General features: G+C 39.8%; 15 protein-coding genes and 2 pseudogenes. 11 read left to right on the top strand and 6 right to left on the bottom strand.

What is annotated here, in order from left to right; genetic code table 11:
• Positions 1-267: 267 nt before the first annotated feature.
• Positions 268-2,103, bottom strand: a complete 1,836-nt coding sequence (locus ODU39_RS08620; protein ID WP_398581422.1) for a Spy0128 family protein — start codon at positions 2,101-2,103, stop codon at positions 268-270.
• A gap of 309 nt (positions 2,104-2,412) precedes the next feature.
• Here ODU39_RS08620 and ODU39_RS08615 point away from each other — a divergent pair, with 309 nt between their 5' ends.
• From ODU39_RS08615 to ODU39_RS08585, 7 genes and pseudogenes are all read left to right on the top strand, one after another.
• Positions 2,413-3,411 carry a glycosyltransferase family 4 protein gene (locus tag ODU39_RS08615; RefSeq protein ID WP_398580237.1) on the top strand — a complete coding sequence of 333 codons (999 nt, stop codon included), beginning with the start codon at positions 2,413-2,415 and terminating at the stop codon, positions 3,409-3,411.
• A complete protein-coding gene (locus ODU39_RS08610) occupies positions 3,412-4,725 on the top strand; it encodes a glycosyltransferase family 4 protein (RefSeq protein ID WP_398580238.1) in 1,314 nt (437 codons plus the stop codon).
• Positions 4,726-4,739: 14 nt separating this feature from the next.
• Positions 4,740-5,114, top strand: a complete 375-nt coding sequence (locus ODU39_RS08605; RefSeq protein WP_105105297.1) for a hypothetical protein — start codon at positions 4,740-4,742, stop codon at positions 5,112-5,114.
• A gap of 269 nt (positions 5,115-5,383) precedes the next feature.
• Positions 5,384-5,719: a MazG-like protein gene (locus ODU39_RS08600; protein ID WP_398578294.1), complete on the top strand. Its 336-nt coding sequence runs from the start codon at positions 5,384-5,386 to the stop codon at positions 5,717-5,719.
• A 2-nt stretch (positions 5,720-5,721) separates the two neighbouring features.
• Positions 5,722-7,668 (top strand): threonine--tRNA ligase, encoded by a 1,947-nt coding sequence (gene thrS / locus ODU39_RS08595; protein ID WP_398580239.1) that lies wholly within the window; start codon positions 5,722-5,724, stop codon positions 7,666-7,668.
• Between the two features lie 72 nt (positions 7,669-7,740).
• Positions 7,741-10,128, top strand: a complete 2,388-nt coding sequence (locus ODU39_RS08590) for a restriction endonuclease (protein WP_398580240.1) — start codon at positions 7,741-7,743, stop codon at positions 10,126-10,128.
• A gap of 9 nt (positions 10,129-10,137) precedes the next feature.
• Positions 10,138-10,287: pseudogene (locus tag ODU39_RS08585) on the top strand (His/Gly/Thr/Pro-type tRNA ligase C-terminal domain-containing protein); the annotation flags it as partial.
• A gap of 70 nt (positions 10,288-10,357) precedes the next feature.
• On the opposite strand, the gene ODU39_RS08580 reads toward ODU39_RS08585, so the two are convergent.
• From ODU39_RS08580 to ODU39_RS08565, 4 genes are read right to left on the bottom strand one after another with little or no spacing between them, the layout of a single operon-like run.
• Positions 10,358-11,017: an amino acid ABC transporter permease gene (locus ODU39_RS08580; protein ID WP_398580241.1), complete on the bottom strand. Its 660-nt coding sequence runs from the start codon at positions 11,015-11,017 to the stop codon at positions 10,358-10,360.
• A gap of 14 nt (positions 11,018-11,031) precedes the next feature.
• Positions 11,032-11,730 (bottom strand): amino acid ABC transporter permease, encoded by a 699-nt coding sequence (locus ODU39_RS08575; RefSeq protein ID WP_004298848.1) that lies wholly within the window; start codon positions 11,728-11,730, stop codon positions 11,032-11,034.
• 14 nt (positions 11,731-11,744) lie between these two features.
• The gene (locus ODU39_RS08570; RefSeq protein WP_398580242.1) at positions 11,745-12,584 is read right to left on the bottom strand and encodes a transporter substrate-binding domain-containing protein; all 840 of its coding nucleotides are present in this window, start codon (positions 12,582-12,584) and stop codon (positions 11,745-11,747) included.
• A 10-nt stretch (positions 12,585-12,594) separates the two neighbouring features.
• On the bottom strand, positions 12,595-13,356 hold the full coding sequence (locus ODU39_RS08565) for an amino acid ABC transporter ATP-binding protein (protein ID WP_002935839.1): 762 nt from the start codon (positions 13,354-13,356) through the stop codon (positions 12,595-12,597).
• A 193-nt stretch (positions 13,357-13,549) separates the two neighbouring features.
• Between ODU39_RS08565 and yycF the strand changes: the two genes are divergently transcribed.
• The 4 genes from yycF (at position 13,550) to vga(F) (ending at position 18,046) form a co-directional block, all read left to right on the top strand.
• Positions 13,550-14,254, top strand: a complete 705-nt coding sequence (yycF, locus tag ODU39_RS08560; RefSeq protein ID WP_024379731.1) for a response regulator YycF — start codon at positions 13,550-13,552, stop codon at positions 14,252-14,254.
• Complete coding sequence (gene vicK, locus ODU39_RS08555) at positions 14,247-15,596, top strand: cell wall metabolism sensor histidine kinase VicK (RefSeq protein ID WP_105106136.1); 1,350 nt, start codon at positions 14,247-14,249, stop codon at positions 15,594-15,596. The genes yycF and vicK overlap by 8 nt, the downstream gene beginning before the upstream one ends.
• A 6-nt stretch (positions 15,597-15,602) precedes the next feature.
• Positions 15,603-16,406: an MBL fold metallo-hydrolase gene (locus ODU39_RS08550; protein ID WP_002935843.1), complete on the top strand. Its 804-nt coding sequence runs from the start codon at positions 15,603-15,605 to the stop codon at positions 16,404-16,406.
• Positions 16,407-16,660: 254 nt separating this feature from the next.
• Positions 16,661-18,046, top strand: coding sequence for an ABC-F type ribosomal protection protein Vga(F) (gene vga(F), locus ODU39_RS08545; protein WP_398580243.1), 1,386 nt, complete (start codon positions 16,661-16,663; stop codon positions 18,044-18,046).
• Between the two features lie 279 nt (positions 18,047-18,325).
• Here the strand turns inward: vga(F) and ODU39_RS08540 are convergent.
• Positions 18,326-18,563, bottom strand: a pseudogene (locus ODU39_RS08540) (IS30 family transposase); the annotation flags it as partial.

The raw sequence follows: 18,563 nt of genomic DNA, 5'->3' as shown, positions 1-18,563 counted from the left end.
TTGCTTCGCCTTATCTCCAGTCTTCAAAGGTTCCCCGAACCTTTGAAGCGAGTACTAAAAGCAAACGAAATGGCTATACTAACCGAAAACTAAAAGATTATAAAAAATAAATATAAAGCCCTCGCTAGATGTATAAGCTTAGCGAGGGCTTTGTAGTTGATTTTAAGTCTGTCACACTCTGTAAGTTGTGCGAGATGTTGATGCGAATCTAGAGAAGCAGTACTGGGCTTGTTCTCATCCTTTAGAACTGTATCAGTTAGGTGATTATTATAATTTACGTTTACGTGTAAACAACGCAATTGCAAGCCCGATAATACCACTTGTCAATAACCATAAACTTCCTTTCTCACCAGTTACTGGTAAGATTTGCTTAGCAGTTTCGGTTTTAAATGTTGAAGTCTCCTGCTTATCTGTTTTTTCAGTTGTTGGTTTAGTGTTTGAATTTTCTTCGACTGTACCATTTTGGTTGTTCACATTACCAGATATCTGTTTTTTAGAGGTTTCGATATTTTCCTTCTCTTTATTAGCTATTTGCTTTTCAGGTGTTACGGCATTTTCGTTCACAACAGTCGGCATCTGTTTTTCAGAGGTTTCAATATTATCCTTCTCTTTATTAGCCATTTGTTCTTGAGGTGTTACGGCATTTTCGTTCACAACAGTCGGCATCTGTTTTTCAGAGATTACAACCTTATCGTTCTCTTTATTAGTCATTTGCTTTTCAGGTGTTACGGCATTTTCGTTCACAACACTCGGCATTTGTTTTTCAGAGGTTTCAATATTATCGTTCTCTTTATTAGTCATTTGCTTTTCAGGTGTTACGGCATTGTTGTTCTCAACAGTTGGCATCTGTTTTTCGGAGCTTACAATATTATCGTTCTCTTTATTAGTCATTTGCTTTTCAGGTGTTACGGCATTTTCGTTCACAACACTCGGCATTTGTTTTTCAGAGGTTTCAATATTATCGTTCTCTTTATTAGTCATTTGCTTTTCAGGTGTTACGGCATTGTTGTTCTCAACAGTCGGCATCTGTTTTTCAGAGCTTACAACCTTATCGTTCTCTTTATTAGCCATTTGTTCTTGAGGTGTTACGACCATGTCGTTCACAATGCTTGGCATCTGTTTTTCAGAGCTTACAATATTATCGTTCTCTTTATTAGTCATTTGCTTTTCAGGTGTTACGGCATTTTCGTTCACAATGTTTGGCATCTGTTTTTCAGAGACTTCATTATCAGTAATAATGCTATCCGTGGTTGGTGCTATTAACTTCCCAGTATTCAAAATATTCTCGAAGATTTGATCGCTATTTTCATAAGTCACTGTTGAGACTAGTTGTCCGTGATTGTTATCTTTCACAGTGATAGTGGCCTTAATATCTGATTTGTCATAGATAATATCGCCAAGTCCGCCATCAACTTCTGAAACAGTGTAGGTATAGGTTCCCTCTTTTGTAAATGTTAGGGCACTAAAGTTTACAGAACCATCTGCTTGATTACTTACCTTTTCGATTTCATCGCCTTTTTCATTCTTTAAAACAAATTCGAATTCACCGGTGTTTAAGGTACGTCCCTCGAGGACTTTTTTAATCGAAAGACTAGCAGCAGCTGGAGCAGGTGTATAGAAATTGTTAAAGACATTGTCATCAGCAATAAATTCAATCATTGCCTGTAATTGTCCGTTGTTTCGATCTTCTACAGTTATTTTTGTTACAATATATTTCGAATCATACTCAACACCACTAAGCTCATTTTTTACTTCTGAAATTGTATACCAATATTCGCCGGGCTTATCGAATGATAGATTTTTAAATCTAACTTGCCCCTCTTTTGTATTTTGAGCTGTATCAAGGACAGGGAGTTCCTCGCCATTTGCTTCTCTAAGCTCAAATTTAAATTCATTTTCTAGAAGCTCACGACCAAATAGTCGTACTACTGCTGGTATTTTGACATTAACCGCCTTTGAAGTAGCCTGTCCCCCATCAGGTTGTTTTGCGCTGATGATAGTATTTTTTAATTCTTGTGCCGATACATTATTCACTAGAGCAACAGTTCCAAATAATACTATTCCTGGTATTAGGAGCGATGTTCTCCATTTCTTAGTATTCATTATTCTTTTTTCCTTTCTCAAAGCATGATTTATGTAGCTAATCTGTGTCGTTATAACATGCAAATTTTACATCTAAAGTCCTCAATAAATTTTGAACGCTTAGTGCCAGAATGTGCACCATTCGTAAATTATAACATCTTCTAAAAAACATTCAAGCTGTCCTTCTGCTTTTAAAATCTGTTTTATATGTTTTTTATGTAATCATATATTTAGGATTATCTTCTTTAGTATTGGCTTTAATTGATACAAAATTCGTGTAGAATACAGTTTAAAATATGAAAAAATGTAAAAAAGGGCTATAATGGTATTATGAAAGTACTATTGTATTTAGAAGGTAAAACTGTTTTAGAGAAATCAGGAATTGGTCGGGCGCTTCAACACCAGATGGAAGCGCTAGATATGGCAGGCATTCCTTATACAACAGACCTGCTGGGAGATTATGATGTCATTCATATCAATACCTATGGTCCACGCTCCTGGTTATTGCTACATGCAGCCAAACGGAGTGGAAAAAAGGTAATCATGCATGGACATTCCACGAAGGAAGATTTTCAAAATTCCTTTATCGGTTCGAATACCCTAGCTCCTTTTGTAGGGAAATATCTAGCAAGCATGTACCAAAAGGCAGACTTTGTCATCACTCCTTCAGAGTATTCAAAAAAACTCATCCAGTCTTACGGTGTGACAACGCCAATTATAGCCGTTTCGAATGGTATTGATTTAGATAAATATAAGAAGGATGAACGTAAGGAAGCAATCTTTCGAGAGCATTTTAAAATTGAAGAAGGTCAGCCAGTTGTTGTCTGTGCAGGGCTCTACTTCCGACGTAAAGGAATTGAAGACTTTGTCAAGGTAGCCGAAAAGATGCCGCATGTCCGCTTCATTTGGCTCGGTTCAATCAATAAGTGGCTGATTCCGTCATATATTAGAAAAATTGTTGAGGGAGATCATCCGGCGAATGTCGAGTTTCCAGGTTATTTTAAAGGTGCTGTTTTTCAAGGTGCAATGAGCGGAGCGGATGCCTTTTTCTTCCCATCGTATGAGGAAACAGAAGGGATTGTTGTTCTGGAAGCTCTTGCTAGTCATCAGCATGTTGTTCTAAGAGATATTCCAGTTTACGATGGTTGGATTGACGAAAACGTTGCCGAATTGGGACATACAGTGGATGATTTTGTTGATTCTATTCAGAAAATCTTAGACAAGCAGGTTGATAAACGTGAGGCGGGCTACCAGGTTGCGGTTAGTCGCGCGATTGACAATGTTTCCCACCAATTGGTGGATGCCTATCGACAAGTATTGGAGATGTAAATGCGGATTGGATTGTTTACGGATACCTATTTTCCACAGGTTTCAGGAGTCGCGACTTCGATTCGGACTCTTAAGACAGAGTTGGAGAAATTGGGACATACGGTATTTATCTTTACGACGACAGATGAGGATGTGAATCGCTACGAAGATTGGGACATTATCCGAATTCCTAGCGTACCTTTTTTTGCCTTTAAAGATCGTCGAGTGGCTTACGCGGGTTTTACAGATGCCTTAAAAATTGCAAGTCGCTATAAACTAGATATTATTCATACTCATACAGAATTTTCTTTGGGGATTTTGGGGAAAATGATTGCCAAGGAACTAGATATTCCAGTGGTACATACTTATCATACCCAGTATGAAGACTACGTACACTATATTGCCAAGGGGAGGATTATTCGTCCCGGGATGGTTAAATATTTAGTACGGGCATTTTTAAAAGATCTGGATGGGGTAATTTGCCCCAGTGAGATTGTTGAAGATCTTTTAATGAGTTACAACGTTCCGATTTCTAAACGAGTCATTCCGACAGGAATTGACCTGGCAAAGTTTGATAGACCAGAAATTGGCAAGGATGAAACAGATGAGTTGCGGGAACAACTAGGAATTGCTAGTGATGAAACGATGTTGTTAAGTCTGTCTAGGATTTCTCACGAGAAGAATATCCAAGCAATCGTTCAGGCAATGCCAAAAATTTTGCTGGAAAATCCCAAGGTGAAGTTGGTCATTGTCGGAGGTGGACCTTATACAGATGATCTTCAGGAAATGATAGCGGAGCTTAATCTAGAAGAACACGTCCAGTTGACGGGAATGATTGCTCCAAGTGATACAGCGCTTTATTATAAAGCTGCGGATTTCTTTATTTCTGCTTCGACCAGTGAAACACAGGGACTAACTTTCTTAGAAAGCTTAGCTTCTGGAACTCCTATTTTGGCACATAGCAATCCCTACTTAAAAAACGTTATAACAGATAAGATGTTTGGGACACTCTTCATTCGAGAACAGGAGTTGGCAGATGCCGTCGTTGAGGCAATTATTGCTACACCACCAATGAATCTGTATGTGCTTGATAAGAAGCTCTATGAGATTTCTTCTACGAATTTTGGGCGCAAGGTTTTTGAATATTATCTAGATTTGAAGATTTCGTATGATTTTAGAAAAGAACATACTAATCAAGATAGCGTAGCAGAAGCTTTGATAAAAGAGGCTATTTACCTACCGCAAAAAGTAGTAGTTAAATCAACAGACACAACAGCAAAAATATTGAAAAAATCAGTCGAACAAGTAAAATCAATTCGGAATTTCTTTGAATAATTTGGAGGTTTCAAATGGAAAAGCTTCGGAAAGAGAGTTGGAAGAATCTGGTTTTGGTAACTCTCATTGTTCTATCCATGTATGCAGGTATTTATCTGATTGCCTTTCATCTGATTAGTGACACCATGCTTTCTAAGGAGCTGGTGGTTGGGAATATATTGCTCTATACTCCCATTGTATTATTCCTAACGGGTCTTCTTTATGGATTTTTTTATGGCTTTTCTCCTAGCCTTCTTGCCTTGGTTTTACTGCTTTATCCTGTAACCATCTTTTTCTTTAAGGAATGGATTATTCTCTATCAGATTGTCTACACCTTATGTGCTCTGATTGGAAATGGGATAGGAGCTCTGCTATTTTCTCTAAGAAAGAAAATGAGGAAAAATCCTTGAAAAATCAGAAAATCCTTGTTATAATAGCCTCTAGAGACTTATCAATTCTAGGAAATCTTTGAGAGAGTGTGCGGTGGGTGCAAGCACATAGAGGATAGGATTGACACTACTCGGTATGATTTTATGCAAACATAAAAGGGTGGTTCCCTTATCGCCAATCTGAGGTAGTCAGGCTTTTCAGCGTGACTGCGAATGAAGGTGGAACCACGTTACGACGTCCTTTTGCGAGGGTGTCGTATTTTCTTTTTTGACAAAACAAGGAGATGAAGTTGACCAACATTCCACAAGAAACGATTGACCGTTGCCTAGCCATTCGCAAGGCTTACAGAGAGTTGGAAGTCAAGCACCACGACAAAGAGTGGTCCATCGAGGAGGACCTCTTGGCTTTGACCAATGATATTGGCAACATGAACCGTCTGATTATGACCAAGCAGGGGCGTTACTATGATGAAACGCCTTATACCTTGGAGCATAAAATGGCTGAAAATATCTGGTGGTTGATCGAATTAGCCGACCGACTGGATATTGATATTCAAAAAGAAATGGAAACCTTTTTAACTCAGAAAGAAGAGTTATTGGGGATTAAAAATAAAAAAAGGAGATAAATATGATTCATATTACTTTCCCAGATGGTGCTGTTCGTGAGTACCAAGCTGGTGTGACTACTTTTGAAATTGCAGAGAGCATCAGCAAGTCTTTGGCGAAGAAGGCTCTTGCTGGTAAGTTCAATGGTAAATTGATTGACACCACTCGTGCCATCGAAGAGGACGGTACGCTTGAAATCGTAACGCCTGACCATGAGGATGCCTTGGACATCTTGCGTCACTCAGCTGCCCACTTGTTTGCCCAAGCGGCTCGTCGTCTTTTCCCAGACATCAAGTTGGGGGTTGGTCCAGCTATTCAGGATGGTTTCTACTATGACACGGACAATGCGGCTGGTCAGATTTCAAATGAAGACCTGCCACGCATTCAGGAAGAAATGATGAAGATTGTCAAGGAAAACTTCCCTTCAGAACGCCGTGAGGTGACCAAGGAAGAAGCTCTTGAAATTTTTAAAAACGATCCCTACAAGTTGGAATTGATTCACGAGCACTCTGATGACGAGGGCGGTTTGACCATTTATACCCAGGGTGAATACGTTGACCTCTGCCGTGGCCCACACGTTCCGTCAACAGGCCGTATCCAGATTTTTGAATTGCTCAATGTGGCTGGTGCATACTGGCGTGGTAAGAGCGAAAATCCAATGATGCAACGTGTTTATGGTACAGCTTGGTTTGACAAGAAAGACCTCAAGGCTTACCTGCAAATGCGTGAAGAGGCCAAAGAACGTGACCACCGTAAACTTGGTAAGGAATTGGATCTTTTCATGATCAGCCAAGAAGTTGGTCAAGGTTTGCCATTCTGGTTGCCAAACGGTGCAACTATCCGTCGTACCTTGGAGCGTTACATCACAGATAAGGAATTGGCTTCAGGTTATCAGCACGTATATACGCCACCATTGGCTTCTGTTGAACTCTATAAGACTTCAGGTCACTGGGATCATTACCATGAAGATATGTTCCCAACTATGGACATGGGTGACGGTGAGGAGTTTGTGCTTCGTCCGATGAACTGTCCGCACCACATTCAAGTTTATAAAAACCATGTGCGTTCTTATCGTGAGTTGCCTGTGCGTATCGCTGAGCTTGGTATGATGCACCGCTATGAGAAATCTGGTGCTCTTACTGGTTTGCAGCGTGTACGTGAGATGACTCTTAACGACGGTCATATTTTCGTGACACCTGAGCAAATCCAAGAAGAGTTCAAAAAAGCTCTCCAGTTGATTATCGATGTGTACGCAGATTTCAACCTAAACGACTACCGTTTCCGCCTATCTTATCGTGATCCAGAGGACAAAGAGAAGTACTATGACAACGATGAGATGTGGGAAAATGCCCAGCGTATGTTGAAGGGTGCCATGGATGAAATGGGCGTGGATTACTTTGAAGCAGAAGGTGAAGCGGCCTTCTACGGTCCAAAATTGGATATCCAGGTGAGAACTGCCCTTGGTAACGAGGAAACTCTGTCAACCATTCAGTTGGACTTCCTTTTGCCAGAACGCTTTGGTCTGACCTACATCGGTGCTGACGGCGAGGAGCACCGCCCAGTTATGATTCACCGCGGTGTTATCTCAACTATGGAACGCTTCACTGCCATCTTGATTGAAACCTACAAGGGTGCCTTCCCAACTTGGTTGGCTCCAACCCAAGTGACTATGATTCCAATCTCTGTGGAAGCTCACTTGGATTACGCTTGGAAGGTTGCCAAAGAATTGCAAGACCGTGGTGTTCGTGTACACGTGGATGAACGTAACGAGAAGATGCAGTACAAGATTCGTCAGAGTCAGACCAGCAAGATTCCATACCAGCTCATCGTCGGTGACAAGGAAATGGAAGACAATGCTGTCAACGTCCGTCGATACGGAAGCAAGGCAACGCAAACTCAGTCAGTGTCAGAATTTGTGGACCATATCTTAGCAGATATTGCCCGCAAGTCAAGACCAGCAGAAGAATAAAGCAAGAAGTCCGAATGGGCTTCTTTTTTGGTATAATTTATATAATAAAAGATGTTTGGAGTGGAGATTGTTATGAGGGTTCCTACAGAATTTTTATCACCAGATGATTTTGAAAAATTTTCTAATAGAATTGTTGAAAAAAGATTTAATACTAACATCATTGATTTTGGTGAAGGTCCAGATGGCGGTATAGATGGAATGGATGATTCTGTAAATCCGACAATAATAGTACAATCAAAAAGATATCAGAGTTCAACCCAACCTTCCAAAATGATTAAATTGATTTCGGAAGAGGTTGAGAAACTTGAAAAATTGAAAGATGAAAAAAATTTTGTCAATCAGTTTGATTATATTGTAGTTACAAGTGCTTCTTTGAATCCCGACTCTAGGAAGAAAATTAGAGAATTAAAACCAGAATGGATAAAAAGTGATACACATATTATTGATGCAGGGGAGCTTGAAAAACTATCAAATGACAAAAATTATCAGGACATTTTTAAGCAGTATAATTTATTAAATGGTAAGTTAATTCAAGAAATTAAGCAAATGCAGATGGAAGTCCTTGATTTAGAGACAGAACTGTTTTTCGATGATTTTGTTAGACAATATTTTGTTGAAACAATAGCTAGCCAAGCAGCTTATAAAACACTGATGATGAATAGATTAGTTTTTCTAACTGGCCAACCGGGTGTAGGTAAGACGGAAACAAGTAGGTATTTAGGTTTTTTGTTTTCAAATAGACTCGATACATCGGCATCTGTTATTCAAAGAAGTATTGATGATGTGGATGAGGTGGTTGGATTATATAGTTCAGCTTACAAGGATGAGAATGCAGTCCTATTGGTTATTTTCGATGATTTTTTAGGGCGAAATACTTTTGATAAAGCTGAACACCACTTGAGTAAAGTTAGTAAATTGGTGAAGCTAGCACGAAGAGTGGATAATTTATACTTGATTTTCAATACGCGGACTCAGATATTACAGGTGGCGACCCAAGCAAATATTGAGTTTGGAAATTATATTGAGGATTTAGAAGGTAAAAAGATTACAATAGATGTTTCTCGATTCACTGATGAGGAGAAAGCACAGATTTTAAGAATGAATTTCGAAAAAGAATATCATCACAATATCGAAAAACAGATTATTTTATCTTCTAATTATGATCAATTAAGGAAAAACGAAACATATCTATCGATTATTAAACATACAAATTATTTTCCTCGATTGATGGAGGCAATTGTTAGAGAGTCGCGGAAAGAGCACGAAGACTATGGAAAATACATTATAGATATTTTAACAAACCCCACTAAGCTATATGATGAAATCTTTGAAAAATTAACCAGTAATCAGCAACGATTTTTATACCTTTTTGCTTCGTTCAATGAGTATCCAATAAATTTTGAGAAAGTAAAAATTGCCTTTCAGAAAATTCAAAGTGAGATGGGGACTATCCAAGACATTATAAGGGTATTGGAAGATTCTTGGGTCAATTTATATCACTATGATGATGGTTCTATGATGCTAGATTTTAAGAATCCGTCGATATTTGACTATCTATTTCATCGGCTTAATAATGATAATTATGTAAAGAATCAACTAATTGATAATTCTATCTACCTTCAACAGTTGAGAAATTTAGATTTTGGAAAATTCCAATCTGCTATTATCAGTTGGAAAGGTTTTAGGGATACAGATGAATTTATTGGAAATAAACTCTTGTCAATAATTCGAGGTGATGAAACCTATAATAGAAGACTCTTTTTAGATTTTATCTATCAGTTTAATGGAACTTTTTATACACAAGGGTCTAAATTAAATAATTTCTATTCCAGGGACTGGACTGATTTGGTTTATGAAATTGAGATTTCTAAAAAGCCATCGTTAAAAATTGATTTCTTGCATGAGTTACTGTACTCAGAACAAAATAAACACTTGGTTGAAAAGATTTTTGATGAGCAAGTAGATATAGGGAAACTAGGAAGAAGTCTTAGTTCCTTGTTTGATGAAGTGTATTCTGTAGATTTTGATCAAAATGAAGTGATTGACTCTGGAGAAGAAGAGACAGGAGTAAATCTATTTTCAGAATTTATGGATGTGGCGCTAATGTGGATAGAGAGGGAAGCTGACAATGATCCGTATCATTGGGTTGAACAGTACTTTGACAATAATTACGGAGTTGATGTACAAGATTATATAGAAAGTTCTACTGAGTTAAATAGTAGGGTAATAGAATTTTATATTTCTGAGTATGTAGAGAGTGTATTGACAACTACCCAATTAGAGGCTCTAGATTTTGAGAAATTAGAAGATAATTTGAGGGATATTTTTGATTATGGAGTTTCAGATTATATAAGTGATTATATAGAGTCTAGATATGGGGACGCGGCGGAGTATGAGACAGATTATAGGAATAGGTCTACTCGAACCATCTCTGATATACTAGATAGGCCTCTAACTTAGTATTGATAACTCATCGTTGGTGACAAGGAAATGGAAGACAATGCTGTCAATGTTCGTCGCTACGGAAGCAAGGCAACACAAACTCAGTCTGTATCAGAATTTGTGGACCATATCTTAGCAGATATTGCTCGCAAGTCACGTCCAGCTGACGCTGAATAAATAAAGTAAGAAGTCCGAAAGGGCTTCTTTTTTGACAGCAAAACTCCCGACCAATTGGCTGGGAGAAATCTTACTCTATGCTGCTCGCCCAAGACTTGGCCACATAACGTGACAGACTTGAAATGGCAAAGTTGATAATGAAATAGATGAGAGCAACCATGAGGTAAAGGGCAAAAACTTGTTCTGCCTCAAAGTAGCGTCCCATGAGGATTTGACTAGAACCAAAGAGTTCTTGCAAGGCGATAACGGAGTAGAGGAAACTAGTGTCCTTGATGACCGTTACAATCTGCGAGATGATGGCTGGCAGCATCTTGCGAATGGCCTGCGGCATGATGATGTAGACCATGATTTGCACTGGGGTAAAACCCTGTGACAAACCAGCTTCGGTCTGGCCCGGTCCGATGGCGTTGAGACCACCACGGATAATCTCGGCCATGGCTGCCGTGGTAAAAATGGTAAAGGCTGTAATACCAGCGGGCGTTGACTTCATTTGGAAGACTAAGAATACTGTGAAAATCCAAAGCAAGTTTGGCACGTTACGCACAAATTCGATATAGATGGTTGCAATCCACTTGAAAATTGGATTTTTTCCATTGCGCATGATGGCGAGAATCATTCCGAAAAGAATGGACAGGATTACCGAAATGCTTGAGATATAGAGTGTTAACTTCAAACCACTCCACAAGAGTTGGAAGGTTGAAGGTTTGAGTAATTCTAAAACATAATTCATCGTTCAACCTCCTTTTAGTGTGAAAAGGCTGACTTATTCTTTTCTTCAATGCGGCGGCCCCAGCTTGCAACAGGGAAGCACATGATGAAGTAAAGGAAAGCAGCACCAGCAAAGGCTGGGATGTAGTTGGCATTCATGGCAGACCAAGATTTTGTCATAAACATAATATCAGCTCCAGAGATAATGGCAACAGTAGCCGTATTCTTAATTAAGTTTACTACTTGGTTGGTCAAAGGTGGAAGAATGGTCGGAATGGCCTGTGGCAATATGATGATTCGCATGGTTTCAGCCTGGGTAAATCCCTGTGAAAGTGCGGCTTCAGTTTGCCCGGTAGGCACAGCCTCAATCCCTGCACGAATGACCTCTGCGATATAGGCACCGTGATAGAGGCCCACGCAGATAACAGCTGTCCAGTAGATGGACGGCATGAGAACATAGTTTGAAATCAGTGGAAGTCCATAATAAACAATCATGAATTGAACCAAAAGCGGTGTATTCTGATAGTATTCAACATAGACACGTGCGATGATTTTTAAAACTTTATTTTTACTTGAAGAGAGACTACCAAAGACAATTCCTAAAAACATGGCCATGATAAAGGCACCGACAGAAATGGCTAAGGTAAAGAGAAAGCCTTGGAAAAAGGTTGGGAAATCCTTGAAATAACTGACCCAATTTTCCCAAGCGTAAGGACTAGTTGTTAAAACTGTCATATTGTTTCACCTTTCTATTCGTCAGTTTCTATGACTGGTTTGAGGCCATTGGCATCATAGATGCTTTGTAGGCTACCATCGGCAGTCCATTTTTCTACGAGACTATTTAAGTAGTCGTTAAGCTCCGTATTGGATAATTTAGTCACGATACCATAGTCAGAAGCTGAGAAGCTAAAGTCCATGAGTTCAGATTTTGAGCTGATATATCCAGAAAGGATAGATTGGTCTACAGAAAATGCGTCTGTACGGTGAGCACGTAGTGAGACAGAGAGTTCTGGATAAGAACCAAGTTCAGCAAAGTTTACTGAAATGCCATACTTATCTGCTAGTTCAGAGATGAGGGTACGTGTAATGGAACCCTGAGCTACACCGATTGTCTTGCCATCTAGGTCGGTAAAGGTCTTAATTCCACTATCCTTATTGACCAAGAAGCCAACGGCATCTGTGTAGTAAGGAGTTGTGAAATTGTAGAGCAATTTACGTTCTTCTGTGATGGTAAAAGTTGCGATGACCATATCGACTTGACCGTTATCAAGCAGTGGTCCGCGAGTTTGTGCCGTAACAGGGGTAAATTCAATCTCCACACCTAACTCGTCTGCAATTTTGCGAGCAATGTCAATCTCCATTCCCTCGAATTCACCAGTATCAGGGTTCTTGTAGCCAAAGTTTGGGACGTCCTGTTTCACTCCGACGCGGAGCACGCCCCTATCGATGATAGCTTGAACTTGATCACTATTGGTGATGGATGCGGGTGTTTCTGTTTGAGCTACTGGTTGTTTTGCGAAAACGAGAAGAATAAGTCCGAAGACCAATAATCTAATTGCAAAGAAAATGTTGATTTTTTTCTTATCCATAGACTACCTCCTAGAGTTTTACTTTGTCAGATTCGTGGTTGATAATCTTACTGAGGAATTGTTGGGCACGAGGCTCTGTCGGGTTGTCAAAGAAGCCATTCACATCTGTTGTATCAACTAAAACTTCTCCCTCGGCCATGAAGATGATGCGATCAGCTACTTCACGGGCAAAGCCCATTTCGTGTGTTACGACAATCATGTTCATCCCGTCACGTGCCAATTTTTGCATAACTGCAAGTACATCGCCGATAGTTTCTGGGTCCAAGGCAGATGTTGGTTCATCGAAGAGTAGAAGCTCAGGTTTCATAGCCAAGCCGCGAGCGATGGCGACACGTTGTTTTTGGCCTCCGGATAGCATAGCAGGGTAGGAATCCTTCCGATCCCAGAGGTTAACAAACTCAAGATACTTTTGAGCTGTTTTTTCAGCCGTAGCTTTATCGATTCCCAAAACCTTAATAGGTGCCAAAGTAACATTTTCTAACACTGTTTTGTGTGGGTAAAGGTTAAAATGCTGGAAAACCATGCCAACTTCTTTGCGAAGTGATACGAGCTCTTTGATAGAAGTAGAGGAAATATCATGTCCGTTGACGATGAGCGTTCCTTCATCAATTGCCTCTAAACCGTTAATCGTGCGAATGAGAGTAGATTTTCCGGATCCGGAAGGTCCAAGGAGAACGACAACCTGTCCAGGTTCGAATTCCAAGTTGATATTGCGTAGGGCGTGGTAGTCGCCATAGTATTTGTTGACATCTTTAAATTCTACTAAAGCCATAAAATTCTCCTTGCATAGTGTTTTTTAGGTATTCCCATCTTAGCATTGCCTATATACAATGTCAAGTAAATTCTGACAATTTAATGTATTATATGTTATAAAATGTGACATAGCTGTGTCAGATGGTTTTGAAATATGAATTTTTTAGGTAAGTTTGATATAATAGAAAAAATAAAGCAAAGGTAAGATACTAATGAAAAAAATATTAATTGTAGATGATGAAAAACCAATCTCAGATATTATTAAGTTTAATATGACGCGTGAGGGATATGAAGTTGTGACAGCTTTCGATGGACGTGAAGCCTTGGAAGTATTTGAGGCTGAGTTTCCTGACATTGTCATTTTGGACTTGATGTTGCCAGAATTGGACGGACTAGAGGTCGCTCGAACGATTCGTAAGACCAGCAATGTTCCAATCTTGATGTTATCTGCTAAAGATAGCGAATTTGATAAGGTTATCGGGCTTGAAATCGGGGCGGATGATTATGTGACCAAGCCCTTCTCTAATCGTGAATTGCAGGCGCGTGTTAAGGCTCTTCTTCGTCGTAGTGAATTGGCAGAAACGCAGACAAATATTGAGTCAACAGGAACTCCAGAGTTGGTGATTGGCGATTTGATCATTCTGCCTGATGCGTTTGTCGCTAAGAAGCATGGCAAAGAGCTGGAGCTGACCCATCGTGAGTTTGAATTGCTCCACCATCTGGCCAAACACTTAGGTCAGGTTATGACTCGAGAACATCTATTGGAAACAGTTTGGGGTTATGATTACTTTGGTGATGTCCGCACGGTGGATGTAACGATTCGTCGTCTGCGTGAGAAAATTGAAGATACACCAAGCAGACCAGAATACATTCTTACTCGTCGCGGAGTGGGATATTTTATAAAAGGAAATGATTAATCAATTACGTTATTTAATGACCACGGCAGAATTTTGGTTTGTTGTCATTTTGATTGGCTTTCTAATTGCTCTGACGGTCCTTTTGATTGAAAACTATCGGGATAATAAGCAAATTAAACAACTCAATCAAAAAGTCAATGCCTTAATTGAGGGGAATTATGCAGATGTGTTAGACATGAGGGGAAGTCCTGAAATCACAGACATGGCGAATTCTCTTAATGATTTGTCGGAGGTCATCCGCTTAACTCATGATAATTTAGAACAAGAAAAGACACGTCTGACTTCCATCCTGTCCTATATGAGTGACGGTGTTATTGCTACAGACCGTATCGGACGGATTATCATGATTAACGATATGGCCCAGAAACAGTTGGGGCTTTCTAGCCCAAAGCAGGAGCAGTATCATCTGCTAGAGGTTTTAGATTTATCAGACCGTTATACATTGAGAGATTTGTTGGCTCAGACACCTGAGATTGTGATTGATCACACCAATGAAAACGAAGAATTTCTGACTTTACGCGCTAATTTTGCCACGATTCGTAGTGAGAGTGGTCTGATTTCTGGCTTGGTTGTCGTCTTACATGATATGACCGAGCAGGCCAAGGAAGAACGGGAACGTAGGCTCTTTGTATCAAATGTGAGTCATGAATTGCGTACGCCATTGACTTCCGTCAAATCCTATCTAGAGGCTCTGGATGAGGGAGCGCTGACGGAGTCTGTTGCACCGAGTTTTGTTAAGGTATCCTTAGATGAGACCAACCGCATGATGCGGATGATTACAGACCTCCTAAGTTTATCGCGTATTGATAATCAGGTTGGTCAGATAGATGTCGAACTGATAAACTTTACTGCTTTTGTGACCTTTATTCTTAACCGTTTTGACCAAATGAAAAATGCTGATTCTGATAAGGTCTATACGATTGTTCGTGACTATCAAATCAGTCCTATTTGGGTTGAGATTGATACAGATAAGATGACTCAGGTTTTGGATAATATCTTAAATAATGCCATTAAATATTCGCCAGACGGCGGGACAATTACCTTCAGCATGAAGACCACAGATAGCCAGTTGATTGTATCCGTCTCAGACGAAGGTCTGGGGATTCCGAAAGCAGATTTACCTAGAATTTTTGACCGATTCTATCGCGTGGACAAGGCACGATCTCGTGCCCAAGGTGGTACAGGTCTTGGTTTAGCTATTGCAAAAGAAATCGTAAAACAACATAAGGGCTTTATCTGGGCTAAAAGCGAATATGGTCATGGCTCAACGTTTACAATTGTCTTGCCGTACAGCAAGGACATCGCACTAGATGAGTGGGATGATTCAGATGAGGAAGAATAGGAGAATATGATCGGAAAAGGTTTTAATTATAGTATTTTAGCTTCGGGGTCCAGCGGGAATTGTTTTTACCTGGAAACAGATAAAAAGAAAATCTTAGTGGATGCTGGCTTATCAGGGAAAAAGATTACCAGTCTTTTGGCGGAAATTGATCGAAAGCCTGAGGATATTGATGCTATCCTGGTAACGCATGAACATAGCGATCACATCCATGGTATCGGTGTTTTAGCACGTAAGTATGGGATGGACATTTATGCCAATGAATTGACCTGGCAGGCTATGGAGAGCAAATTGGGCAAGATTGATGTGGCTCAAAAACATATCTTCGAATTGGGTGCTATGAAGACTTTTGGCGACCTAGACATTGAGTCCTTTGGAGTTAGTCACGATGCTGCATGTCCGCAATTTTACCGTTTTATGAAGGATGACAAATCCTTTGTTATGTTGACGGATACAGGCTATGTCAGTGACCGCATGGTTGGAATTGTAGAAAATGCCGATGCTTATTTGATTGAATCGAACCATGATATTGAAATTTTGCGCTCGGGTTCTTACTCATGGAATTTGAAGCAACGAATTCTATCCGATAAGGGCCATCTTTGTAACGAAGATGGAGCAGATGCCATGATTCGCTCACTTGGAAATCGGACCAAAAAGATTTATCTAGGGCATTTGTCAAAGGAAAACAATATCAAGGAATTGGCTCACATGACCATGGTTAATCAGTTGGCGCAGGCTGATTTAGGAGTTGGAGTGGATTTCCAAGTCTATGATACCTCGCCAGATACAGCGACGCCCTTGACCAAGATTTGACAAATTCATTGAACTTGTTTAGAATAAATATATAAAATACGTGAGGTGAAGTTACATGAATAATTAAGCTACTTATTAGTCGTTCTTAAAACTTGTGGTGAGGTTATATTAACCGATAATACAAGGGATAAGACTGCTCATAAGGGCTTACTATTCGTGTGACTTTTTCCATAGGGAAAGGTCATGTTTTGCATGGCTTTTTTCTTGTTCATTGAGCAGAATAGGGGCCCTTTTTGTGAAGAAAAGAGGTCTATATGGAAGTAATGAAATGTATTCAATTAGAGAAGGAATTTGCGGGACGCAGTTTGTTTACAATCAAGCAGTTGAGCTTTCAAGCTGGTCAAAAGGTTGGTTTGGTTGGAAATAATGGTGTTGGCAAGTCTACTTTTTTGAAAATCTTACTGGGACTGGATAGGGATTTTGCTGGTCAGATTGAGGTAAAAGCAGACTGGGCCTATGTACCCCAGTTACAGGAAAGGAGCTTGCTTTCAGGTGGGGAACAGGTTTGGAAGTCTATTCAAGAGGCTTTTGCCCAAAGACCACAGTTGTTAATCATGGATGAACCAACTGCCAATCTGGATCAAGAACACCAGGAAAAGCTAATCAAACAAATCAAACGCTATCGTGGCAGTCTACTGGTTGTAAGTCATGATCGGCATTTTCTCAATCAAATAGCCAGTCACATTTGGCATTTAGAAGAAGGAAGTATTCAGGTCTATACAGGGAATTACGAGGCGTTTGTAGAAAGTCGCCGAGCTAGGCGAGAAGGACAGCAGGAGGCCTATGAAGCCTATCAGAAAAAAGTCGCTCAACTAAAAAAAGCCCAACAAGAGCGTCAGGTCAAGGCTCAGAAGATGGGGAAGAAAAAGAAAGGTGTTTCATCATCTGAGTGGAAAGTCAGTGCTTTTATGGGATCCTATGACAGTCAAGCCAAGTCTATGGCCAAGGCTGCCAAGCATTTGGAAAAACGGATGGAGCGTCTGGACAAGGTTGAACAACCTAGAAAGGAAACGTGGGTAAAGATGGAAGCGAAAGGTGCCTTGGATACTAGTCTTCACAGTCTCTTTCGCTTACAGGCTGGTCAGCTCTGGATTAGGGAAAAGTATTTATTTGGTTTCCCTCAGATAGGGATGACGTTTGGGGAGAAGTTAGCCTTAGTGGGGGCGAATGGTTCTGGAAAGACTAGTTTTGTCCAAAAAATATTAAGGAAAGAATTAGCAGGCTATTATAACCCTAAGTTAAAAATTGCTTATTTTGCACAGGATTTGATAAACCTTGATGAAGAAAAGACTGCTTTTGAAAATGTTAGTTGTACCTCTCTTCAAGATAGGATGACGATTCTCAATTTATTAGGTATGTTAGGACTTTCTTACGATAAGGCTCAGCAGAAGGTAGCAAATCTGTCTGGTGGTGAGCGTGTTCGTCTCTCCTTAGCTAAGGTATTGTTGGCGGATGCAAATCTTTTGATATTAGATGAACCGACAAATTTTCTAGATATGGCAGCTATTGAGGCTTTGGAAACATTCTTGAAAGAATATGAAGGAAGTGTCCTCTTGATTTCCCATGATCAACAGTTTGTGGAAACATCTATTCACAGTCAATGGGAGATAGTGCAAGCTTGTCTCGTGAAGAAATTATAAGAAAATAGGTAAATTCTCAAAGTAAGTTCTAGTTCCCGTCCTTCCAGAAGTTACTTTGAGAAAACTGCATAACACCAACAGAATTTAGTCTCAGACTAAGTTCTGTTTTTGCCTAAAGCTGCAGATTCAAGGAATTTTTAGGGTTGAAAATGTTGAGAAAAAGAGTACACTAAAGTTACTGGCTCTGAGACGTCTCAAAGTAAGTTCTAGCTATCTGGAATTTTGGCTGGGACAAGTTCCTTTCTATTTTTGATAAATTTTTATGATAAAAACTAGCGGTTATTTATCCAATAATCGAGGTGATTGGATGACGTTCTCAGGGTCAATTTTAGATATACCCAAAAGTGTTGCCAATTCTTCACCGTAGGTAAACGTAAAGAGTTCATAAGCCGATTTTCCGTTGAAAGCAACTCGTTTGACGCTGTTGACATGCGAACAAACCAGGTTGATATCATCCTGTGTCAAGTTATCAAACGAACTTCCTTTAGGAAGAATGTCTCTGATAAGTGTGTGATTC

This window comes from Streptococcus sp. 2021WUSS126 (genome assembly GCF_044427255.1).
Taxonomy (GTDB): domain Bacteria; phylum Bacillota; class Bacilli; order Lactobacillales; family Streptococcaceae; genus Streptococcus; species Streptococcus hashimotonensis.
Note: the sequence above shows the minus strand (reverse complement) of the source record. Positions and strands in the feature narration are given on the sequence as shown.